Here is a 19,360-nt window from a genome sequence, read left to right as displayed (position 1 = left end):
TCGGGTAGGGTGTCCTGGTCTGGTGACGTGTCCGAGCGGCCGAAGGTGCAGCACTCGAAATGCTGTGTACGGTAACCCCGTACCGTGGGTTCAAATCCCACCGTCACCGCCAGATGTGCAGCCCGGGGGCCTCGTGCTCCCGGGCTTTCGCCATGCCGGGGCGGGTCCGGCCGCCGGCTCAGCGCGGCAGGACGGCGTCCAGGAACGAGGCCACCGCCGACCACGAGATGGTGGCGTGCACGGCGCTGGCCGGCGCACCGTTGCGGAGCACCTCCGCGCTGCGGGTCTTCGCGGTCATCATGCCCAGGTCGTGGCCACCCTCGGCCACCGAGTAGAACGCGGTGCGCAGTCCGGCGGCCTCGGCGGCCCGGTACAGCTCGAGGCTCTGCCCCCACGGCACCGTGACGTCCTTGCGCCCGTGGACGACCAGCAGGGGCGGCGAGTCCGGGCGCAGGTGCGCGATCGGGGAGGCCAGCCGGGTCAGGCCGCCCGAGGCCAGGACCGGCACCCCCAGCATGTCCGACTTGGTGCTGCGGTCGTCGAGGTGGCAGTGCTTCAGCCGGTTCGCGCGGTTGTAGTCCGCGCACGCGCCCGGGAGCATCTGGCGGTTCATCGTCAGGAAGTCCGTGGGGCCGAAGAAGTCCACGATCGCGTGGACGCGGTCCTCCTCCGGGATCGCGTGGCCGCCGTCGGGCACCTCCCGGCCGGGCAGCGGCACCTGCTCGCGGTCCAGGTCCTGTCCGCCCGTGAGGCCGGCCATGAGGGCGTTCCAACCGCCCGACGACGAGCCGGCCACGGCCACCCGCCCCGCGTCCAGCTGCAGGCCCGGGGCGTTGCGCCGCACCCAGCGGACCGCCGCCGTCGCGTCCTCCACCTGGGCGGGGAACGTGCCCTGCTTGGAGCTGCGCACCGAGAACGCGGCGACGGCGTAGCCGTGCGGGACCAGGCCGCGGGCGACGTCGACACCGTCGCTGTAGCCGCGATCGCTGCGCCAGCCGGAGCCCGCGTTCCACACGAGGACCGGGAACGGGCCCTGGCCCGGCGGCCGGTACACGTCGATGCGTCCGGCGCGCCCGGGCAGGGCCGCGTACGTGTGCCCGGTGGAGCTGCGCATGCCGTACAGGGCCGTCGCGTTGGCGCCCAGCGGCCCGGCGGGCGCGCCGGCCAGGTCGGTGACGACGGCCACCCCGCCCACCGCGAGGGCGCCGACCCCGAGGCCGAGCGCGGCGCGGCGGGACACCCGCGGGGACCGTGCGGTCGACGTCATGGCCCCCCTTCCGGTGCGGAGCCAGGCACCCCGCCCCGGCGAGCGTAACCGAGCGGCGGGGGCCGACCCCCGTACCGTGTCCGCGGCCGGTGCGATCATGGGGCCATGTCTGTTCGGGTGCTGGCCATCGGCAAGAAGCATGAGGCGTGGGTCGTCGACGGGATCGACCGCTACGAGCGGCGCCTCAAGAAGCCCTACGACCTCTCGTGGCGTCTGCTGCCGCACTCCGCGCGGCAGGAGGAGGCGGCGCGCACGGAGGAGTCGGACCGGATCCTGGGCGCGGTCGGCGCGGACGAGCACCTGATCCTGCTGGACGAGCGGGGGACGGCGTTCGACTCGCCGGGTCTGGCGCGGCACCTGCAGAGCCGGTTCGACGTCGGCGCCCCGGTGACGATGGTGATCGGAGGCGCGTACGGGGTGGACGCCCGGGTCCACGCCCGCGCGGACCGCGTCTGGTCCCTGTCCCCGCTCGTCTTCCCGCACCAGCTCGTGCGGCTGATCCTGGCGGAGCAGGTCTACCGAGCCCAGGAGATCTCCGCCGGCCGACCGTACCACCACGCATGAGCGGGCCCGCGGAGACCGCAGCGGGCGCGCCCACGCCCGCGGCCGACGTCGTCCTGGGCCGGTTCACCGAGCCCACGCGCGCCTGGTTCACGGGCGCGTTCGAGGCCCCGACGCCGGCCCAGCTCGGCGCGTGGGACGCGATCTCCTCGGGGCGGCACGCGCTGGTGATCGCGCCGACCGGCTCGGGCAAGACCCTCTCCTCCTTCCTCTGGGCGCTCGACTCGTTCGTGCGCGAGCCCGCCGCCGAGGGGACGGCGGCCACCCGCGTCCTCTACGTCTCGCCGCTGAAGGCGCTCGGCGTGGACGTGGAGCGGAACCTGCGGGCCCCGCTGGTGGGCATCACGCAGACCGCCGCGCACCAGGGCCGGCCCGTGCCGCGCGTCCGGGTGGGTGTGCGCTCCGGAGACACCCCGGCGGCCGAGCGACGGCGCCTGCAGCAGGATCCGCCGGACATCCTCATCACCACGCCCGAGTCGCTGTACCTCATGCTCACCTCACAGGCCCGCGCGGCGCTGGCCGGGGTCCGCACGGTGATCGTGGACGAGGTGCACGCCGTGGCCGGGACCAAGCGCGGCGCCCACCTGGCCGTCTCCCTCGAGCGCCTGGACACCCTGCTGGACACGCCGGTGCAGCGGATCGGCCTGTCCGCCACGGTCGAGCCGGCCGCCGAGGTGGCCCGGTTCCTCGGCGGCACGCAGCCGGTGACGGTGGTGCGGCCCGCCTCGGCCAAGCGCTGGGACCTCACGGTCACGGTGCCGGTGCCGGACCTGACGGACCTCTCCTCCCCCGCCGCCGCCCACGACCTGGGCCCCGGCTCCTCGACGGGCGGGCTCGGCGACGAGGGCGCGGTGACGGGCGGGTCCATCTGGCCGCACGTCGAGGAGCGGATCGTGGACCTGGTGGCCGAGCGGCGTTCCACGCTCGTGTTCGCCAACTCCCGGCGCCTGGCCGAGCGCCTCACCGGCCGGCTCAACGAGATCTGGGAGGCCCGCGCCGAGGCGGCCGCCGCGGCCGAGCACCCGGACGCCGTCCCCGGCTTCCGCACGCCGGACCCGACCGGCTTCCACGGCCCCGCCCAGGTGGCCGGGCAGACCGGCACCGGATCGGGCACCGTCTCCGACTTCGCCCGCGCCCACCACGGCTCCGTGTCCAAGGAGCAGCGCGCCATCGTCGAGGAGGCGCTGAAGACCGGCCAGATCCGCTGCGTCGTGGCCACGAGCTCGCTCGAGCTGGGCATCGACATGGGCGCGGTGGACCAGGTGATCCAGGTGGAGTCCCCGCCCTCGGTGGCCTCCGGTCTGCAGCGCGTGGGCCGCGCCGGCCACCAGGTGGGCGAGGTCTCCCGCGGTGTGTTCTTCCCCAAGCACCGGGGCGACCTCGTGGACACCGCCGTCGTGGCCGAGCGCATGACGGCCGGGCGCATCGAGTCGCTGCGCATCCCCGCCAACCCGCTGGACATCCTCGCCCAGCAGACCGTGGCCGCCGTCGCCGTCGCGGACCTGGACGCACAGGAGTGGTTCGACCTCGTGCGCCGGTCCGCGCCGTTCGCCACGCTGCCGTTCTCCGCCTACGAGTCCGTGCTGGACCTGCTGGCCGGCCGCTACCCCTCGGACGAGTTCGCCGAGCTGCGCCCGCGCATCCTGTGGGACCGGGAGAACGGCACGCTCGCCGCCCGCCCCGGTGCCCAGCGCCTCGCGGTCACCTCGGGCGGCACCATCCCGGACCGCGGCCTGTTCGGGGTGTTCCTGGCCTCCGACGGCGGCGCGGACGGCACCCCCGGCGGCGCGGCGGCCGGGGACACGGCCGAGTCGGCGGGCACCGCGTCCGCGGGCTCGGCCCGCTCCGGCGGGCGCCGGGTCGGCGAGCTCGACGAGGAGATGGTCTACGAGTCCCGCGTGGGGGACGTCATCCTGCTGGGCGCCACGAGCTGGCGGATCGTGGACATCACCGCGGACCGCGTCCTGGTGCTGCCCGCCTACGGGCAGCCCGGCAAGCTCCCGTTCTGGCGGGGCGACGCCGCAGGCCGGCCGGCGGAGCTGGGCGACGCCGTCGGGCGCTTCCGCCGCGAGCTGGACGCGGACCCCGAGGTAGGCCGCACCCGCCTGGCCGCCGCGGGCCTGGACACGTGGGCGCAGGACAACCTGCTGGCCTACCTGAAGGACCAGCGCGAGGCCACCGGGGTGCTGCCCACCGAGCAGACGCTCGTGGTGGAGCGGTTCACGGACGAGCTCGGCGACTGGCGCGTGGTGCTGCACTCCCCCTACGGCATGGCGGTGCACGCCCCGTGGGCGCTCGCGGTGGGGGCGCGGCTGGCGCAGCGGTACGGGCTGGAGACCGGCTCGGGCGCGGCGATGGCGGCCGACGACGGGATCGTGCTGCGCATCCCGCTGATGGACGCGGAGCCGCCGGGCGCGGAACTGTTCGAGTTCACGGCCGAGGAGCTGGACGAGATCGTCACGGCGGAAGTCGGCGGGTCCGCGCTGTTCGCGGCCCGGTTCCGGGAGAACGCGGCCCGGTCCCTGCTGCTGCCGCGCCGTGACCCCGGGCGACGGACCCCCCTGTGGCAGCAGCGGCAGCGGTCCGCGCAGCTGCTGGACGTGGCACGGAAGCACCCGCGGTTCCCCGTGATCCTGGAGACCGTGCGCGAGGTGCTCCAGGACGTCTACGACCTCCCGGCGCTCAAGGAGCTCGCGGGGCGGGTCTCCTCACGGGCCGTCCGGCTCGTGGAGGTCACGACGACGGCGCCCTCGCCGTTCAGCCAGTCCATCCTGTTCGGCTACATCGCCCAGTTCATCTACGAGGGCGACTCCCCGCTGGCCGAGCGCCGCGCCGCCGCGCTCTCCCTCGACCCGGCACTGCTGTCCGAGCTGCTGGGCACGGAGGAGCTGCGCGAGCTGCTCGACGCCGAGGTCATCGCGGAGGTCGAGGCCCAGCTGCAGCGGCTCGCGCCCGACCGGCGCGCCCGCGGGGTCGAGGGCGTGGCGGACCTGCTGCGCCTGCTGGGACCGCTGTCCGTCGCCGAGGCCGCGCGGCGCACACGGGCCGAGGGGGAGGCGGAGGAGGCCGCGGACGAGGACGCCGTCGCCGGGATGCTGGCGGAGCTCGAGCGCGCCGGCCGCGCGTTCCGCCTGCGCCAGGACGGGGTCGAGCGGTTCGCCGCCGTCGAGGACGCCGCCCGCCTGCGGGACGCGCTCGGCACGCCGATCCCGCACGGAGTGCCCACCGCATTCCTCGACCCGGTCGACGACCCGCTCGGGGACCTCGTGGGCCGCTACGCCCGCACCCACGGCCCCTTCACCGCCGCCGAGGCGGGGGCTGCGCTGGGGCTAGGGGGCGCCGTCGTGCTCTCGGTGCTGCAGCGCCTGGCCACCGAGCGCCGCGTGAGCACGGGCGCGTTCCGGCCGGAGGGCACCCCCGGAGCCACCGGCCTGGACGCCGAGTGGTGCGACGCCGAGGTGCTGCGGCGGATCCGCATGCGCTCCCTCGCCGCGCTGCGCGCCGAGGTCGAGCCGGTGGACCAGGCCGCGTACGCCCGGTTCCTCGCCGACTGGCAGCACCTGCGGCCGCGGACGGGGCGCGACGGGGCCTGGCGGCCGCCGGCCACGCTCGAGGGCGTGGACGGGGTGGCCACCGTCCTGGACCAGCTGGCCGGCACGCCCCTGCCCGCGAGCGCGTGGGAGTCCCTCGTGCTGCCCGCCCGCGTGCGGGACTACGCCCCCGCCCTGCTCGACGAGCTGCTGGCCACGGGCGAGTACGTGTGGTCGGGCGTCGGGGAGGCCGCCGGCAACGACGGCTGGGTGGCCCTGCACCCCGCCGACGCCGTGGACCTCACGCTGCGCCTGCCCGAGCCCGCCGAGGCGACGCCGGCCGACGCCGGCCTGCGCACGGCCGTGCTCGAGGTGTTCGCCGGCGGCGGGGCCTGGTTCTTCCCCCAGCTCGTGGAGCGGGTGCGGGCGGCGCAGGCGGCGGCCGGCGACGGCGGCACGGGGACTGCGGGCGGGGCGGGCGGGCCCGACCCGCACCGCGACCCGGCCGACCTGGCCCGCGGCCCCGCGGTGCTGGCCGCGCTGTGGGGCCTGGTGTGGGACGGCCGGGTCGGCAACGACACGTTCGCCCCCGTCCGCGGCCTGCTCTCGCTCGGCAAGACCGCGCACCGCACCGGCCGGCAGACGCCGCGGGCCCGCACCGCGCGGACGGGCGGGGCCGCGGGGGCGGCGGCCGGGCGCGGGCTCGGCGGGCGACTGGCCGGGGTGCGCGGGCGTGGCCGGTACGCGGGGCTCGCCTCGCCCGAGGGCGGCGCCCGGGGCTCGGCCGGTCTCACGGCGGGGACCGTCGGGCTCTCGGCCGCCGAGCAGGCCCGCTCGGCCGGCCGCTGGTCCCTGCTGCCGGCCGCCGAGCAGGACCCCACGATCCGCGCCCACGCCACCGCCGAGTTGCTGCTGGACCGGTACGGCGTGATCACGCGCGGCTCCGTGGTGGCCGAGGAGGTCCCCGGCGGATTCGCGGGGCAGTACCGGCTGCTCACCCGGATGGAAGACGCGGGCCAGGTGCGCCGCGGCCACTTCGTCGACGGGCTGGGCGGCGCGCAGTTCTCCACCGGCGCGGTCGTGGATCGGCTGCGTGGGTTCCAGCGGGACGAGGAGGACGCCGCCGTCGACGCCGCTCCGCTCGCCCTCGCCCTGGCCGCGACGGATCCGGCGAACCCCTACGGCGCCGCGCTGGACTGGCCGTCCGTGCCGGCCGGGCGGGACGGCGTCGTGCCCACGGGCCATCGCCCGGGCCGGAAGGCGGGCGCCGTCGTCGTGCTGATCGCGGGGCGGCTGGCCCTCTACATGGAGCGTGGCGGGCGCACGCTGCTCGCGTTCACGGAGGAGCCGGGCGAGCTGCGGGCCGCGGCGGAGGCGCTCGTGTGGGCGCTGCGGACCGGCCGGACCGAGCGGCTGAGCCTGGAGAAGGTCAACGGCGGGCCCGTGCTCGGCACGCCGCTGGCCGAGGCGCTGCTGGCCGCGGGGTTCTACTCGAGCCCGTCGGGCATCCGGTTCCGGAACTGAGAACCCACGCCCGTCCGCCCGTCCGCAACGCGGGTTGAGTTGTCACGGGTCCCGCCGTCGAACACCCGCGACAACTCAACCCGCGTTGCCCGGGGTGGCCCTGTCGCGGAGGCGGGGCCCGGGGGTAGGTTCGGCCCATGAGCATCGACGCCGCCCCGCCCGAGGACGTGGGCACCGCCCCCACGGGCACGTCCCCCGCCCCCGAGGCCCTCGAGGACTCCCTGCCGCACCCCTCGGACCCCTCCGTCACCCCGTTCCTCCTGTTCGAGGGTGACGCCGGTGCGGCCATGGACGCCTACCTCACCGCGTTCGTGGAGCACCTGCCGGTCACCGAGGTCCGCCGGGACCTCTTCGACGACTCCTCCCCGCGCGGCGCCGAATGGGCGGGCAAGGTCCTGCACGGCGAGCTCGAGATCGCCGGCCAACGGCTGCGGTTCTTCGACTCCTTCATCCCGCACGGGTTCACGTTCACCCCGGCCATCAGCCTGTTCGTCGAGCTGCCGGACGCCACCGCGGTGGACGCGATCCACGACGCGCTCCTCGCCGGCGGTGGCCGTGACTACATGCCGCCCGACGACTACGGCTTCTCCCGCCGCTTCGCGTGGGTCGGGGACCGCTTCGGCGTGACCTGGCAGCTCAACGCGGCCTGAGCCGGTGACGGCCCGTGCCTGAAGGCGACTCCCTCGTCCGCGTCGCGCACCGGCTCCGCCCCGTGCTCGAGGGCCGGGTTCTGACGCACGCGGACCTGCGCGTGCCCCGCCACGCCACCGCGGACCTGACCGGCTGGACGGTGGCCGAGGTCCTGCCGCGCGCCAAGTACCTGCTGATGCGGCTGACCCCGCCCGCGGCCCGTCCAGGGGCCCGGCCGCTCACGCTGATCTCGCACCTGAAGATGGAGGGGCGCTGGCTCGTCTCGGCCGTCGACGCGCGGTGGGGCGCCCCCGCCTGGCAGGTGCGGGCGGTGCTGGAGACGGCGGAGCACCGTGTGCTCGGCGCCCAGCTGGGCCTGCTCACCCTCGTGCCCACCGCCGACGAGGCCGCCGTCCTCGGCCACCTCGGCCCCGACCTGCTGGACCCGGCCTGGGACACGCCCGACGACGGCGCCGCGCTGCTCGCCGAGGGCATGCGGCGGCTCACGGCCCGGCCCGAGCGGCCGGTCGGCCTGGCCCTGCTCGACCAGCGGCTCGTCTCCGGGATCGGCAACATCTACCGCTGCGAGACCCTCCTGCTGGCCGGCATCGACCCGCACCGGCCGATCGGCGAGGTCGAGGACGTCGCCGGACTCGTGCTGCTCGCCCGGGACCTCCTGCGCGCCAACGTCCCGCCCGCCGCCCCCGCCGCGGGCGCCCGGCGCCGGACCACGGGCGTGCGTCCGAACCCGGCGCGACCCTTCGGGGTCGAGGTGCTGGTCCCGGCCGGTCCGTCACCCGACACGGCACCCGGCCGGACGCCCGGCGCGCGTGGCGGGGGGACGCCGTCGTACTGGGTCTACGGGCACGACCGCACCCCGTGCCTGCGCTGCCGCGGCCCCGTCCGCCAGGAGGACTACGGCTCCCCCGAGGACGACGCGCGGCGGCTGTGGTGGTGTCCGCACTGCCAGCGCTGACCCGGACGCGCCCGAACGGTGGCCGCGTGTCCTCCCCGCTCCCTACGCTGAACCCGCCCCGACCCGAGGAGGAACCATGGCCGACCCGTTCCCGAAGGACCCGGAGGGCGCCGTCGTCGCGCTCGTGCTGGCCGGCGGCACCGGCGGCCGCCTCATGCCGCTCACCGCGGCCCGCGCCAAGCCGATGGTGCCGCTGGCGGGCCAGTACCGGCTGATCGACGTCGTCCTGTCCAACCTGGCCCACTCGCGCCTGCGGGACGTGTGGGTCGTGGAGCAGTACCGCCCCTTCACGCTCAACCAGCACCTGGCCGGCGGCCGGCCGTGGGATCTCGACGGCACCCGCCACGGCCTGCGGCTCCTGCCCCCCGCGCAGGGCCGCGCCGAGGAGGGCTTCGCCCGCGGCAACGGCCACGCGATCGCCCAGCAGCTGCCCCTGCTGGAGCAGTTCGGCGCCGAGACCGTCGTCGTGCTCTCCGCCGACCACCTGTACCAGCTGGACCTGCGCCCCGTGCTGGCCGAGCACACCCGCTCCGGCGCCGAGCTCACCGTGATCACCACCGAGACGGACGAGGACCCCTCGCGCTTCGGGGTCGTGCAGGTGGACGACGACGGCGCCGTCACCGACTACGCCTACAAGCCGGAGGACCCGGCGGGCACACTCGTGGCCACCGAGGTGTTCGTGTTCGACGTCGCCGCGCTCTCCGAGGTGGTCGGCGACCTCGTGGCGGGCGAGGACGAGGCGGCCACCAAGGACGAGGGCGAGACCAATGAGGACGGCGACCCCGTGGGCTCCTCCCTCGGCGACTACGGGGAGAGCATCATCCCGGCGTTCGTGGCGCGGGGACGCGTGCGGGAGCACCGCCTCGTCGGGTACTGGCGGGACATCGGCACCCTGGACGCGTACGTCCGCGCCCACCGGGAGATCCTCGACGGCACCGGCCTGGACCTCGCCGCCGAGGGCTGGCCGCTGATCACCAACCCCCACCAGGCGCCGCCGGCGTGGGTGGCCCCGGACGCCCGCGTCTCCGGCTCGCTGCTCAGCCCGGGGTGCCGGATCGCGGGCGAGGTATCGGACAGCGTGGTCGGCCCCGGGGTGGTCGTGGCGGCCGGCGCCACGGTGCGCGGCAGCCTCCTGCTCGGCGACTGCGAGGTCCCCGCGGGCGCGGTGCTGGACACCGTGGTGGTCGACGTCGGCGGGGCGGTCCCGGCGCGCGAGGTGACGGGGCGCGCCGCGCCGGCCGAGGAGGTCGTGGTGCTCACCCCGCAGGACCGCGGCCCGGCCGAGGACGAGACCACCGGCTCCGGCCGGCCCGGCCGGTCGGACTGAGCGGCGCCGGTCGGACGCAGCCGCGCCGGGCTGGGAGGATGGGCCCGTGGCCGTCCCCTCTCCCCTCCCCCCGCGCAACGGCGTCAACGCCACGCGCCTGCGCCTGCCCGCCGCCGGCTGGCCCACCGCGCAGGACTACGTGCTCCACCGGTTCGGTCACGTGGACCCGGACGGCATCCGCGCGCGCTTCGCCCGCGGCGAGGTCGTGGCGGCGGACGGCACCGCACTGACGCCGACGACGCCGCTGGGCGTCCACGAGGACCTCTGGTACTACCGGGACGTCCCCGACGAGGCCCCGCTGCCCGTGACGCACACGCTCCTGCACCGCGACGAGCACCTCGTGGTCATCCACAAGCCGCACTTCCTGCCCACCACCCCGGGCGGCCGCTTCGTCCAGGAGACCGCGCTGGTGCGGCTGCGCAACGAGCTCGGCCTCGACGACCTCGTGCCCCTGCACCGGCTCGACCGGGCGACGGCCGGCGTCGTGATGTTCTCCGCGAACCCGGCCACCCGCGGCGCCTACCACCTGCTCTTCGAGCGGCGTGCCGTGGCCAAGACCTACGAGGCCGTGGCGCTCCTGCCGGACGCCCCCGACGACGGCGCCCGCGGCCCCGGCGCCCCGGCCGACCCCGTCCTGGGGCGATTCCCGCTGACCGTGCGCAGCCGGATCCGCAAGGACAAGGGGGTCCTGCGCTCCGTGGTGGAGGAGATCCCCGCGGCGGCCTCCGGGCGGCGCGCGGGCGCGCCGGTGCGGACCCGGCGGTCGAACCGGCCCCACGCCGGGGCGAACGCGGAGTCCCGCGTGGAGCTGCTGGGCGTCGGCGTCTCCGCCGGGACGCTGGCGGGGCGGCGCGTGGCGCACCTGCGGCTCACCCCGCGCACGGGCCGCACCCACCAGCTGCGCATCCACCTGGCCGCCCTGGGCCTGGGCATCGCGTTCGACCCGTTCTACCCGGACCTGCTCGACCTCGCCCCGGACGACGTCACGCGTCCCCTGCAGCTGCTCTCCCGGTCGCTGCGCTTCACGGACCCGGTGACGGGCGAGGAGCGGGAGTTCACCTCCCCCGCTGAGCTGCAGGAGCGACCGCGGTGACGGGCGGGGACCCGGCCGCCCTGATGGACGCGCTCGGAGCGTGGTTCCACCCGCTCACCGCGCTCCTCGTGGCCCTGGACGCCCCGATCCCGCCCGTCCCGTCGGAGGTGGTGGTCATCGGCTCGGGGGCGCTCGCGGCCGAGGGCCGGGTCTCCCCCGTGGCCGCGGTGCTGGCGGCGTGGCTGGGCTGCTGGGCCGGGGACGTCGGCCTCTACGCGCTGTTCCGCCACGGCCTCGCCGACCGCCTGGACCGCTGGGCGTGGTGGCGGCGGATCCACCGGGGGATCCGGACTCTGCTGGTGCGGGTGGGCCCGGCGGGCAGCCTGGCGGGGCTGTCCGTGCTGCGGTTCGTCTCGGGCGGACGGACGGCGTCGATGGCGGCGGCCGGGATCGGCGGGATCCGCTGGCCCGTGTTCCTGTGGCTGTCCGGGGCGGGCTCGCTCGCGTGGTCCGGGTCCATGGTGGGGCTCGGCTGGCTCACCGGCCGGGCCACCGGCCTGCCGTGGTGGGCGTCCGCGGTGGTCGGCATGGTGTTCGGTACCCTTGCAGGGTTGATGATCGCGGGGATCATGGCCCACCGTCGCCGGGGCCGGAAGGGGTGAGCATGCAGGACGCGTCCTCCGAGTCCCGTGCCGCCCTCGAGCGCCTCCGGGACGCCTCGGCGCCCCGTCCCGACGACGACGCGACGCGTGCCCCCGCCGAGCGCCCCCGCCGCGCCCTGGCCGCGCCCGGGGAGATCTCCCGCCGCGATCTGCGCCGTCACGAGCGCGCCCTGCGCTCGGGCCGACCCGAGACCGCCGCCGAGCGCCGCGTGCGCGAGGACCGCCGCGCGGATGTGCACCGCGCCATGGACCGACTGCGCACTCCGGGCGCTCCCGCCCAGCAGCGCCCACGCCGCGACCTCAGCGAGATCCTGGACCGCCTCGGCAGCCCGGACCTCGCCCGTTTCACCGACCCACTCGTCGGCACGGTCGAGCGCATCCTCCCCGCCCCGGGGCGGGACCCGGAGAAGGCCGCGGAGGCCGCACGCCGCCGCACTGCGGCCGAGGAGCGCCGGCGGGCCCGCCTCGACGAGGAGGCCCGCCGGGCCCAGGCCGCGCGGGTGGCCCGCCGCCGCCGCGAGGAGGAGAAGCAGCGCCGTCGGCGTGAAGCCGAGCGGCGCCGTCGGGTGGCGGCCGAGGAGAAGGCCCGTGCCGCCGCCGAGGCGGACGCCCGCCGCCGGGAGCGGGAGGAACGGCGCCGCCGGGAGGCGGAGGTCGCCGCCGAGCGCGCCCGCGTGCAGGCGGAGCGGCGGGCCCGCGAGGAGGCCGCGCTCGCCGAGCGGGAGCGGCTCCGGCTCGAGGCGGAGGCGGAGGCGGAGCGCCGTCGGCAGGCGGCCGAGGCCGAACGCCGTCGCCTCGAGGCCGAACGCGTCGAGGCCGAGCGGCGCCGTCGGGCCGAGGAGGCCGAGCGGCGCCGTCGCGAGGCGGAGGAGGCCGCCCGCCTCGAGGCCGAGCGACGTCGTCGCCAGGCCGCACGCGTCCGCGCCCACACCGTGCTGCACGCCGAACGCGCCCTCGCCCAGGCCCGGCTCCTCGAGGACCGCGCCCGGGAGGCCGAGCGCCGTGCGGCGGAGGACGCCGCCCGCCGCCGTCGCGAGCACGAGGAGCGGGAGTCCCGCGCGCTGGCCCGGGCCGCGCGCGAACTCGAGGGCCCCGAGGTCTTCCCGGCCGCCGCCGACCGGCCGCTGCTGTCCGACCCGGAGGAGGGGCTCACCGATGAGGAGCTGTTCGCCCGGGCCCGGGTGGCCCTGCCCGAGTGGCGGCGGCGGCAGCGGCTCTCCACGAAGGCGCAGGCCGTCCGGGCCGAGGCCATCGCCCACTCCCCGGCGGGGCCGGTCACGGGCGCCCTGCCCCTGATCCCCGGCTACACCCCCGCTCCGCCCGAGGAGCCGGCCGGCTCACCGACCGCTGCGGACCGACGCGGCCAGGCGCTGCTGACCGTCGTGTGGGCGCTGTTCGTGCTCTCCGGCGCGTGGGGCCTCGGTCTGGCCGGCCGCGTCCCGGGGCTCGCCGCGCTCGACGCCGGCGCCTACCCGCTCACCGCCGACGGCCGACACGGCCCCGACGCGAGCGTGTTCGGGCTGTCCCCGCTGCACCCGGCGATCTGGCCGGTGCTGTGGCTGCTGACCGGCATGTACGTGCTGCGGCAGTGGGGGCGGGGCCAGGGCGCGTCGCCGCGGCACCGCCGCATCCGGGGCGCGATCGCGGGGGCCCTGCTGGCGCTGGCGCTGTGGTTCCCCCTGGCCGTCCTGGCCCCCGGGGGCCTCGACGTCGTCCCGTGGCTGCTCGCCCTCGTCCTCATGCTCCGTGTGGTCCGGCGGCTCGGCGCACGCCCGGCGGCCCGCCGCGTCGCACGGGTGGCCGAGGACGGCGCGCTCGGCGTGCTGCTGGGCACCCTCCTCGCCGGCGCACCCACCGCGGTGGGCGCCGCCCTCCACGCCTGGGGTGTGCACGTCGGCTGGTTCCCGACCGAGCTGCTCGCCCTGCTGGTGCTGGTGGCCCTGCTGCTGGCGGCCCTGCGCCTCGTGTTCGGGGGGCGCGGCCGCATGGGTGTGGCCCTGGGCATGGCCTGGACCCTGCTCTGCCTCGCCCTGCCCCGCCTGCTGCCCAGCCCGCTCGGGGCGCAGCAGAGCGTGTGGGTGGGTCTCGCGGCCGCCTTCGGGGCGCTGCTGCTGGTCACCGCCGCGGCCGTGCGCCGCTCCTGGGCCCGCCAGATCGAGCGCGACGCCGCCCGCCGGCCGCACCCGGCCGGCGCCTGAGCCCGGCCCCGTTCAGCGCCCGAGCCCAGCGGGCACCGGGACCCACCGGCCGCCGTCGCGCCGGAGCACGTCCAGCCGGCCCGTCACGGCGACGCCGGACACCGCCTCCGCCATCCGCCGCGCCACCTCGGCGGCCTCGGCGTCCTCGCCGGCCCGGTGCGAGCCGGGCACCGTGAAGCGCAGCACGATCCGCGGGACGCGCGCGACGACCTCGATGTCCTTGGCCGCGAGCACGTGCGTGGCCTGGACGGCGGCCTCGGCCAGGTCCATGACCTCTTCGGGCCGGTGGCCGGGCAGGAGGTCGCCGATCTGCAGGCGGGCGCGGTAGGAGGGCATGGGCCCAGGGTAGGGGTGGACGCAGCAGCGGTGACGACTTCTCTCGTCGCACGGGCCGGCCCGCCCTTCCGCCCGCGGCGGACGCGAGCCCTCCCGTGTCCGGACCCGCTCGTAGGGTGGGGTGCATGACTCAGACCGCCACCCCGCAGACCGACGCCCCCGCCGTGCCCGCGATCTTCGAACCGATCGAGATCAACGGCGTGCGCGTGCGCAACCGCCTGATCCTGCCGCCGATGTGCCAGTACTCGTGCGAGGCGCGCGACGGCGTCCCCCACGGCTGGCACTTCCAGCACCTGGGCGCCCGCGCGGCCGGCGGCTTCGGGATCGTGGTGGCCGAGGCCACCGCCGTCACCCCCGAGGGACGCATCTCCGCGTGGGACACCGGCCTGTGGAACGACGAGCAGCGGGACGCGTGGGCGCCGATCGCCGAGTTCATCGCCTCCCAGGGCGCCCTGCCCGCCATCCAGCTCGGTCACGCCGGCGCCAAGGCCTCGACCGTCCCCATGCACCCGGGCGCGCCCGCCGGGCAGCCGATCCTCGAGGGCCCCGACTCCTGGGAGACCCTCTCCCCCTCCGGCGTGGCCACCAGCTCCATGGAGATCCGCACCCACGCGATGCGGGTGGACGAGATCCGGGAGACCGTCCAGGCCTTCGCCGACGCCGCCGAGCGCGCCGACCGTGCCGGCTTCGGCGCCGTGCAGCTGCACGCCGCCCACGGCTACCTCATCCACCAGTTCCTCTCGCCGCTGACCAACACCCGGACCGACGAGTACGGCGGGGACTTCGAGGGCCGCACCCGCTTCCTCAAGGAGGTCGTGGCGGCCGTGCGCGAGGTGTGGCCCGCGGACAAGGTCCTCGGCATCCGCATCTCCGGCTCGGACTGGGTCGAGGGCGGCTGGAGCATCGAGGAGACCGTCCGCCTGGCGCAGGAGCTGCAGGGGCAGGTGCACTGGTTCGACCTGTCCTCCGCGGGCATCGGGGACACCTACGAGGGCCCCCAGGGCCCGGGCTATCAGGTGCCGCTGGCCACCGCCGTGAAGGAGGGCACCGAGGGGATCGTGGTGTCCGCCGTCGGTTCGCTGACCGGCGCCGAGGAGGTCGCGGCCGTGGTGGACGAGGACCGCGCCGACGCCGTCTGCGTGGGCCGCGCCGCCCTGGCGAACCCGAACTGGCCGACCGCGGCCGCCCTCGCCCTCGACGTCCCCTCGGAGCAGGTGCCGATGGCCCGGCAGTACTTCCGAGCCAAGTGGTGAGCGGAACACGCGGGACCCGGTGTGCCCCCGGCGCGGAACTCCGGTAGAACAGAACCATGAGCGTGCGCACCCCCGACCCGAATCCGGGCTGGCTGTCCGACGAGGACCTCTACGAGGCCCGGCGCCGGCTGCCCATGGTGTATGTGGAGGCCATCCCGGTGCGGCTGGACTCCCTCGGCTACGTCACCGAGATCGGCCTGCTCTACGTGGCGGACGAGACCGGCACGTTCCAGCGGACGTTCGTCTCCGGCCGCGTCCAGTACCGGGAGACCATCCGCGCCGCGCTGATGCGCCACCTGGAGAAGGACCTCGGCCCGCTCGCCTTCCCGCAGCTGCCGCCGTCGGTGGTCCCCTGCACCGTCGCCGAGTACTTCCCGGCACCGTCCGAGACCGGGCTGACGGACGACCGCCAGCACGCCGTGGCCCTGGTCTACGTGGTGCCGGTGACGGGTGAGTGCCAGCCGCGCCAGAACGCGCTCGAGCTGACCTGGCTCACCCCCGAGGAGGCCCTCGGCGAGGACATCCAGGCCGAGTTCATCGGTGGCCGCGGGGACCTGGTGCGCCAGGCCCTCGCCCACGTGGGATGGGGGCGCTGAGCATGGCACCGGTCGTCGGCGGCTACCTCCGCCATCTGAAGTCCCAGGACGTGCAGCCCGGGGACAGCTTCCTGACCCGCCGCGGCGAGCCCGCCCCGCCCGTGGCCTCGACCCGGGTGATGCGGGACGACTTCGGCACCCCCGCGCTCGTGATCGCCACCCTCGAGGGCGGCCGCGAGGTCAAGATCGCCCACGGCTCCGTGATCCGGGTCCGCACGGACCGCCCGGAGGAGCGCAGGGCCGTCCCGGACACCACCTTCTCCCCCGTGGACGCGGGGTCCCCCGAGGAGCGGATCGTCGCCGTCGGCAAGCGCCACCTCGAGGACACCGAGCTGACCGCCACCGCGGCCCGGCTCTCCCACGGGTTGAACCTGCGCTCCGGCTCCCAGCTGGAGGACGTGTTCGGCATGGCCGAGCGGCTCTACCTGCTGCACGAGGACACCGAGGGCACGCTCGCCACCCTGGGCCTGCTGACGAACCTGCCGTGGGACGGGGCCGTGGGGCGGTGGAAGTCCATCCAGGCCGCGCTGTCCCTGGCGTCGCTGATCCTGCGCGAGGAGGGCGAGCACATCGCCGCCGCCAACCTCGGTCGGCGCCTGCTCGAGGCGGACGAGGTCCCCTCCGAGCCGGGCCGGGCGGCCCGTGTGCTTGAGGTGCGCCAGCGTCAGCTCAACGAGCCGCCGCTCTACGACCGGGAGATCTCCCGCGCCCTGCAGGCCCGCGACGCCGAGGCCGAGTATCAGTGGCGCCGCGCCCGGTTCGACCAGCTGCTGTACCTGCGCGCCCGCGGCGGGTCTGAGACGCTCACGGACGCGGACCTGGATTCCCGGATCGCCCGCGAGCTCGGCACGCTGCGCACCCTCGCCGACGAGCTCGAGGCGAAGGCCGCCACGCGCCGGTGAGGTCCGGCCGCGAGACGGGCGTCGGGAGCCGACCCCGTCCCCGGTGACACGCCCTCCGAGGTGCGGTTCGTGTGGCGCACCTCACTTTCCAGCCCCTGTCGGGGCTGTGCTCCCGGCATGACCGGCTCCGCACCCGTCCAGCTCCGCCTCCTCCGCGCCACGGACGCGCCCGCCGTCCTGGCGGCCTTCCACGCGGGCACCGTCGGCATGGCCGATCCCGCAGAGGTCACCGACGAGGCCTCCGCCCGCGCCTACGTCGACGGACTGGTCCAGGCGGAGGGGACGGACGCCGTCGCCGTGGTGGAGCGCGGGACGGACACGCTGATCGGCCTGGTCGCCGTCGTGCGCGACGAGGCGCACGGCACTGGCGCGCTCACCGCCTGGCTGCATCAGGGCTGGCGCGGGGACGCGATCATGTCGCGTGCGGCGACCACCGTGGCGGACGCCGAACTGGCCGAGGGCGGGCTCGAGCGGATCGAACTGGCCCACCGGGCGGACAGCCCGACGGCGGGGGCCGTCGCCCGGGCCGCCGGGCTCCGTCACGAAGGCACGCAGCGCGGCCGCCTCCGCGCGGGCGGGCGGCGGCTCGACGTGCACCTCTACGGCCGGCTGGCCGCGGACCCGCTGCCCGAGGAACGCGTCCGTCCCCTGCCGTGGGCCTCCGACGCCCGCCCCTGGGCCGACCGCTGACCGCGACCCGCCCCCGACGACGCCCCGCGACGCCGTCACGCCCTCCCGGCCCGATGCCCCGCTAGTCTGCCGAGATGACCACCCCGACCGGCGCCGTCCCGAGCCCGCATCCGCGGCCGTTCCTCCTCGTCCAGACGCGCCCCGAAGACGACGCCGCGGCCGCCGAGGTCGAGGCCGTCCAGCGACTGGGCGGCTATCCGGAGGGCCGGCTGCGGGTGCTGCGCCTGGACCGCGTCGTGCAGCGCCCGGACGTGGCCACGCACGGCCTGGACTGGGAGGCGGAGCTCGCGGACGTCGCCGCCGTGATCCTGCCCGGCAGCCCGTTCACGGGCACCGATCCCGAGGAGACCAAGTCCCCCGTGCAGCGCGCCGTGGAGGCGGAGCTGGGCCGGATGCTCGACGTCGTCCGGCGCCGCGACCTGCCGTTCCTCGGCTGCTGCTACGGCGTCGGCACACTGGGCCGGCACGCCGGCGGCGTCGTGGACAACGCGTACGGCGAATCGGCCGCGCCCGTCGAGGTCACGCTCACCGACGAGGGTGCCGCGGATCCGTTGCTGGCCGGGGTCCCGCGCACGTTCGCGGCGTACGTCGGCCACAAGGAGGCGATGAGCGCGCTGCCGCCCGGCGCGGTGCTGCTCGCCGAGGGCGCCGACTGCCCCGTGCAGATGTTCCGGCTCGGCACCCGCCAGTACGCCACCCAGTTCCACCCGGAGCTGGACCAGGCCGGGATCCTCGAGCGCCTTGAGATCTACCGCGAGCACGGGTACTTCGCGCCGGGCGAGTACGAGCCCACGGTGGCGGGGCTGGCCGCCGTCGACCCCGAGCACCCCCGCCGGATCCTGGCGAACTTCCGCACGCTGTTCGGGTGAGCCCGCCCGGCCCACCCCGTAGCGTGGCCGCATGGACACGCACCGCGCCACCGCTTCCCTGCCCTGGATCGACGGCCCCGCCGTGCGCGCCGCCCTGAGCCCGCGCGCCGCCGTCGACGCGCTGGAGGCGGCCCTCGCCGCCGGCCTGGACCCGGAGGCCGACGCCCCCCGCACCCGCGTGTCCACCGCCGCCGGGCAGCTGCTGCAGATGCCCTCGACGCGCGGGAGCGAGGTCGGCACCAAGCTGCTCACCCTCACGCCGGACAACCCGGAGCGCGGACTGCCGGTCATCCAGGGCGTCTACGTGCTGTTCGGCGCCCCGGGCACCCCCGGCCAGGCACCGCGGGCCGTGCTGGACGGCGTCGAGCTGACGGGCCTGCGCACCTCCGCGGTGTCCGCGCTCGGGGTGCGGCTGCTCGCGGACGCCTCGCCCCGGCACCTGGTCGTGTTCGGCACGGGCGTGCAGGCGTGGGAGCACGCGCTCACCTTCCAGGACGTGTTCGGGCTGGAGTGGGTGTCCGTGGTGGGCCGCGACGCCGACCGGGCCGCCGCCCTGGCCGCGCGCATCGAAGCGGAGCTGGGCGTGACCGCGAGCGCCGCGGGCCCGGAGGCCGTGGCGGAGGCGGACGTCGTGGTGACGTGCACGGCCGCGACGGCCCCGCTGTTCGACGGGACGCTCGTGCCGGAGCACGCGACGGTCGTGGCGATGGGCTCGCACACCACGGACGCCCGCGAGACCGACGACGCCCTGGCCCGCCGCGCGACCGTGGCGGTGGAGTCGCGGGACTCGGCCGCCCGCGAGGCCGGCGACGTCACCCTCGCGATCGACTCCGGCGCCCTCGCCGGGATCGAGGACACGGTGACGCTGGCCGAGCTCGTGGCCGGGACCGCGCGTCGTCGGGAGGGCGCGCCCGCCCTGTTCGTCACCACCGGCATGCCCTGGCAGGACCTGGTGGTGGCGAGCGCGGTGGCGCGGGAGGTGCTGGGCTGAGCCGGGGCGGCCGGG

16 protein-coding genes and 1 tRNA gene are annotated in these 19,360 nt (G+C 76.6%); 15 read left to right on the top strand and 2 right to left on the bottom strand.

Going from position 1 to position 19,360, the window contains the following annotated elements; translation table 11 throughout:
• Positions 1 to 21: 21 nt before the first annotated feature.
• A tRNA-Ser gene (locus AC3RJ9_RS01410) sits at positions 22 to 112 on the top strand.
• 66 nt (positions 113 to 178) lie between these two features.
• Here the strand turns inward: AC3RJ9_RS01410 and AC3RJ9_RS01405 are convergent.
• Complete coding sequence (locus AC3RJ9_RS01405) at positions 179 to 1,267, bottom strand: alpha/beta hydrolase (protein WP_123244174.1); 1,089 nt, start codon at positions 1,265 to 1,267, stop codon at positions 179 to 181.
• Positions 1,268 to 1,372: 105 nt separating this feature from the next.
• Here AC3RJ9_RS01405 and AC3RJ9_RS01400 point away from each other — a divergent pair, with 105 nt between their 5' ends.
• From AC3RJ9_RS01400 to AC3RJ9_RS01365, 8 genes are all read left to right on the top strand, one after another.
• On the top strand, positions 1,373 to 1,831 hold the full coding sequence (locus AC3RJ9_RS01400) for a 23S rRNA (pseudouridine(1915)-N(3))-methyltransferase RlmH (protein WP_174232859.1): 459 nt from the start codon (positions 1,373 to 1,375) through the stop codon (positions 1,829 to 1,831).
• Complete coding sequence (locus AC3RJ9_RS01395; protein WP_123244175.1) at positions 1,828 to 6,882, top strand: ATP-dependent helicase; 5,055 nt, start codon at positions 1,828 to 1,830, stop codon at positions 6,880 to 6,882. Before AC3RJ9_RS01400 ends, AC3RJ9_RS01395 begins: the two co-directional genes overlap by 4 nt.
• Positions 6,883 to 7,019: 137 nt before the next feature.
• Positions 7,020 to 7,532, top strand: coding sequence for a VOC family protein (locus AC3RJ9_RS01390; RefSeq protein WP_230260187.1), 513 nt, complete (start codon positions 7,020 to 7,022; stop codon positions 7,530 to 7,532).
• A 14-nt stretch (positions 7,533 to 7,546) separates the two neighbouring features.
• Positions 7,547 to 8,488 carry a DNA-formamidopyrimidine glycosylase family protein gene (locus AC3RJ9_RS01385; RefSeq protein WP_237069367.1) on the top strand — a complete coding sequence of 314 codons (942 nt, stop codon included), beginning with the start codon at positions 7,547 to 7,549 and terminating at the stop codon, positions 8,486 to 8,488.
• A gap of 76 nt (positions 8,489 to 8,564) precedes the next feature.
• Entirely contained in the window at positions 8,565 to 9,815 is a 1,251-nt protein-coding gene (locus AC3RJ9_RS01380; RefSeq protein WP_206495905.1) for a glucose-1-phosphate adenylyltransferase family protein, read from the top strand.
• A gap of 46 nt (positions 9,816 to 9,861) precedes the next feature.
• Entirely contained in the window at positions 9,862 to 10,908 is a 1,047-nt protein-coding gene (locus AC3RJ9_RS01375) for a pseudouridine synthase (RefSeq protein ID WP_095353565.1), read from the top strand.
• Entirely contained in the window at positions 10,905 to 11,510 is a 606-nt protein-coding gene (locus tag AC3RJ9_RS01370; protein ID WP_036316081.1) for a DedA family protein, read from the top strand. The genes AC3RJ9_RS01375 and AC3RJ9_RS01370 overlap by 4 nt, the downstream gene beginning before the upstream one ends.
• 2 nt (positions 11,511 to 11,512) lie before the next feature.
• On the top strand, positions 11,513 to 13,708 hold the full coding sequence (locus tag AC3RJ9_RS01365; RefSeq protein WP_206495906.1) for a TspO-related membrane protein: 2,196 nt from the start codon (positions 11,513 to 11,515) through the stop codon (positions 13,706 to 13,708).
• Between the two features lie 12 nt (positions 13,709 to 13,720).
• Here the strand turns inward: AC3RJ9_RS01365 and AC3RJ9_RS01360 are convergent, their stop codons facing one another.
• Positions 13,721 to 14,044, bottom strand: a complete 324-nt coding sequence (locus AC3RJ9_RS01360) for a hypothetical protein (RefSeq protein ID WP_036339857.1) — start codon at positions 14,042 to 14,044, stop codon at positions 13,721 to 13,723.
• 125 nt (positions 14,045 to 14,169) lie between these two features.
• Between AC3RJ9_RS01360 and AC3RJ9_RS01355 the strand changes: the two genes are divergently transcribed.
• From AC3RJ9_RS01355 to AC3RJ9_RS01330, 6 genes are all read left to right on the top strand, one after another.
• Positions 14,170 to 15,297: an NADH:flavin oxidoreductase/NADH oxidase gene (locus tag AC3RJ9_RS01355; RefSeq protein WP_206495907.1), complete on the top strand. Its 1,128-nt coding sequence runs from the start codon at positions 14,170 to 14,172 to the stop codon at positions 15,295 to 15,297.
• A gap of 56 nt (positions 15,298 to 15,353) precedes the next feature.
• On the top strand, positions 15,354 to 15,893 hold the full coding sequence (locus AC3RJ9_RS01350) for an NUDIX hydrolase family protein (RefSeq protein ID WP_036316089.1): 540 nt from the start codon (positions 15,354 to 15,356) through the stop codon (positions 15,891 to 15,893).
• A 2-nt stretch (positions 15,894 to 15,895) separates the two neighbouring features.
• Positions 15,896 to 16,795 carry a DUF6707 family protein gene (locus AC3RJ9_RS01345; RefSeq protein WP_225941407.1) on the top strand — a complete coding sequence of 300 codons (900 nt, stop codon included), beginning with the start codon at positions 15,896 to 15,898 and terminating at the stop codon, positions 16,793 to 16,795.
• A gap of 117 nt (positions 16,796 to 16,912) precedes the next feature.
• Positions 16,913 to 17,485 (top strand): GNAT family N-acetyltransferase, encoded by a 573-nt coding sequence (locus tag AC3RJ9_RS01340; RefSeq protein WP_489727670.1) that lies wholly within the window; start codon positions 16,913 to 16,915, stop codon positions 17,483 to 17,485.
• A 74-nt stretch (positions 17,486 to 17,559) separates the two neighbouring features.
• The gene (locus AC3RJ9_RS01335; RefSeq protein ID WP_100059247.1) at positions 17,560 to 18,354 is read left to right on the top strand and encodes a glutamine amidotransferase; all 795 of its coding nucleotides are present in this window, start codon (positions 17,560 to 17,562) and stop codon (positions 18,352 to 18,354) included.
• A 31-nt stretch (positions 18,355 to 18,385) separates the two neighbouring features.
• The gene (locus AC3RJ9_RS01330; protein ID WP_152744311.1) at positions 18,386 to 19,345 is read left to right on the top strand and encodes an ornithine cyclodeaminase family protein; all 960 of its coding nucleotides are present in this window, start codon (positions 18,386 to 18,388) and stop codon (positions 19,343 to 19,345) included.
• Positions 19,346 to 19,360: the final 15 nt, after the last annotated feature.

It is taken from the genome of Micrococcus sp. 63XJN7_6_ISO-PGPR-S23-444 (assembly GCF_058072765.1).
Note: the sequence above shows the minus strand (reverse complement) of the source record. Positions and strands in the feature narration are given on the sequence as shown.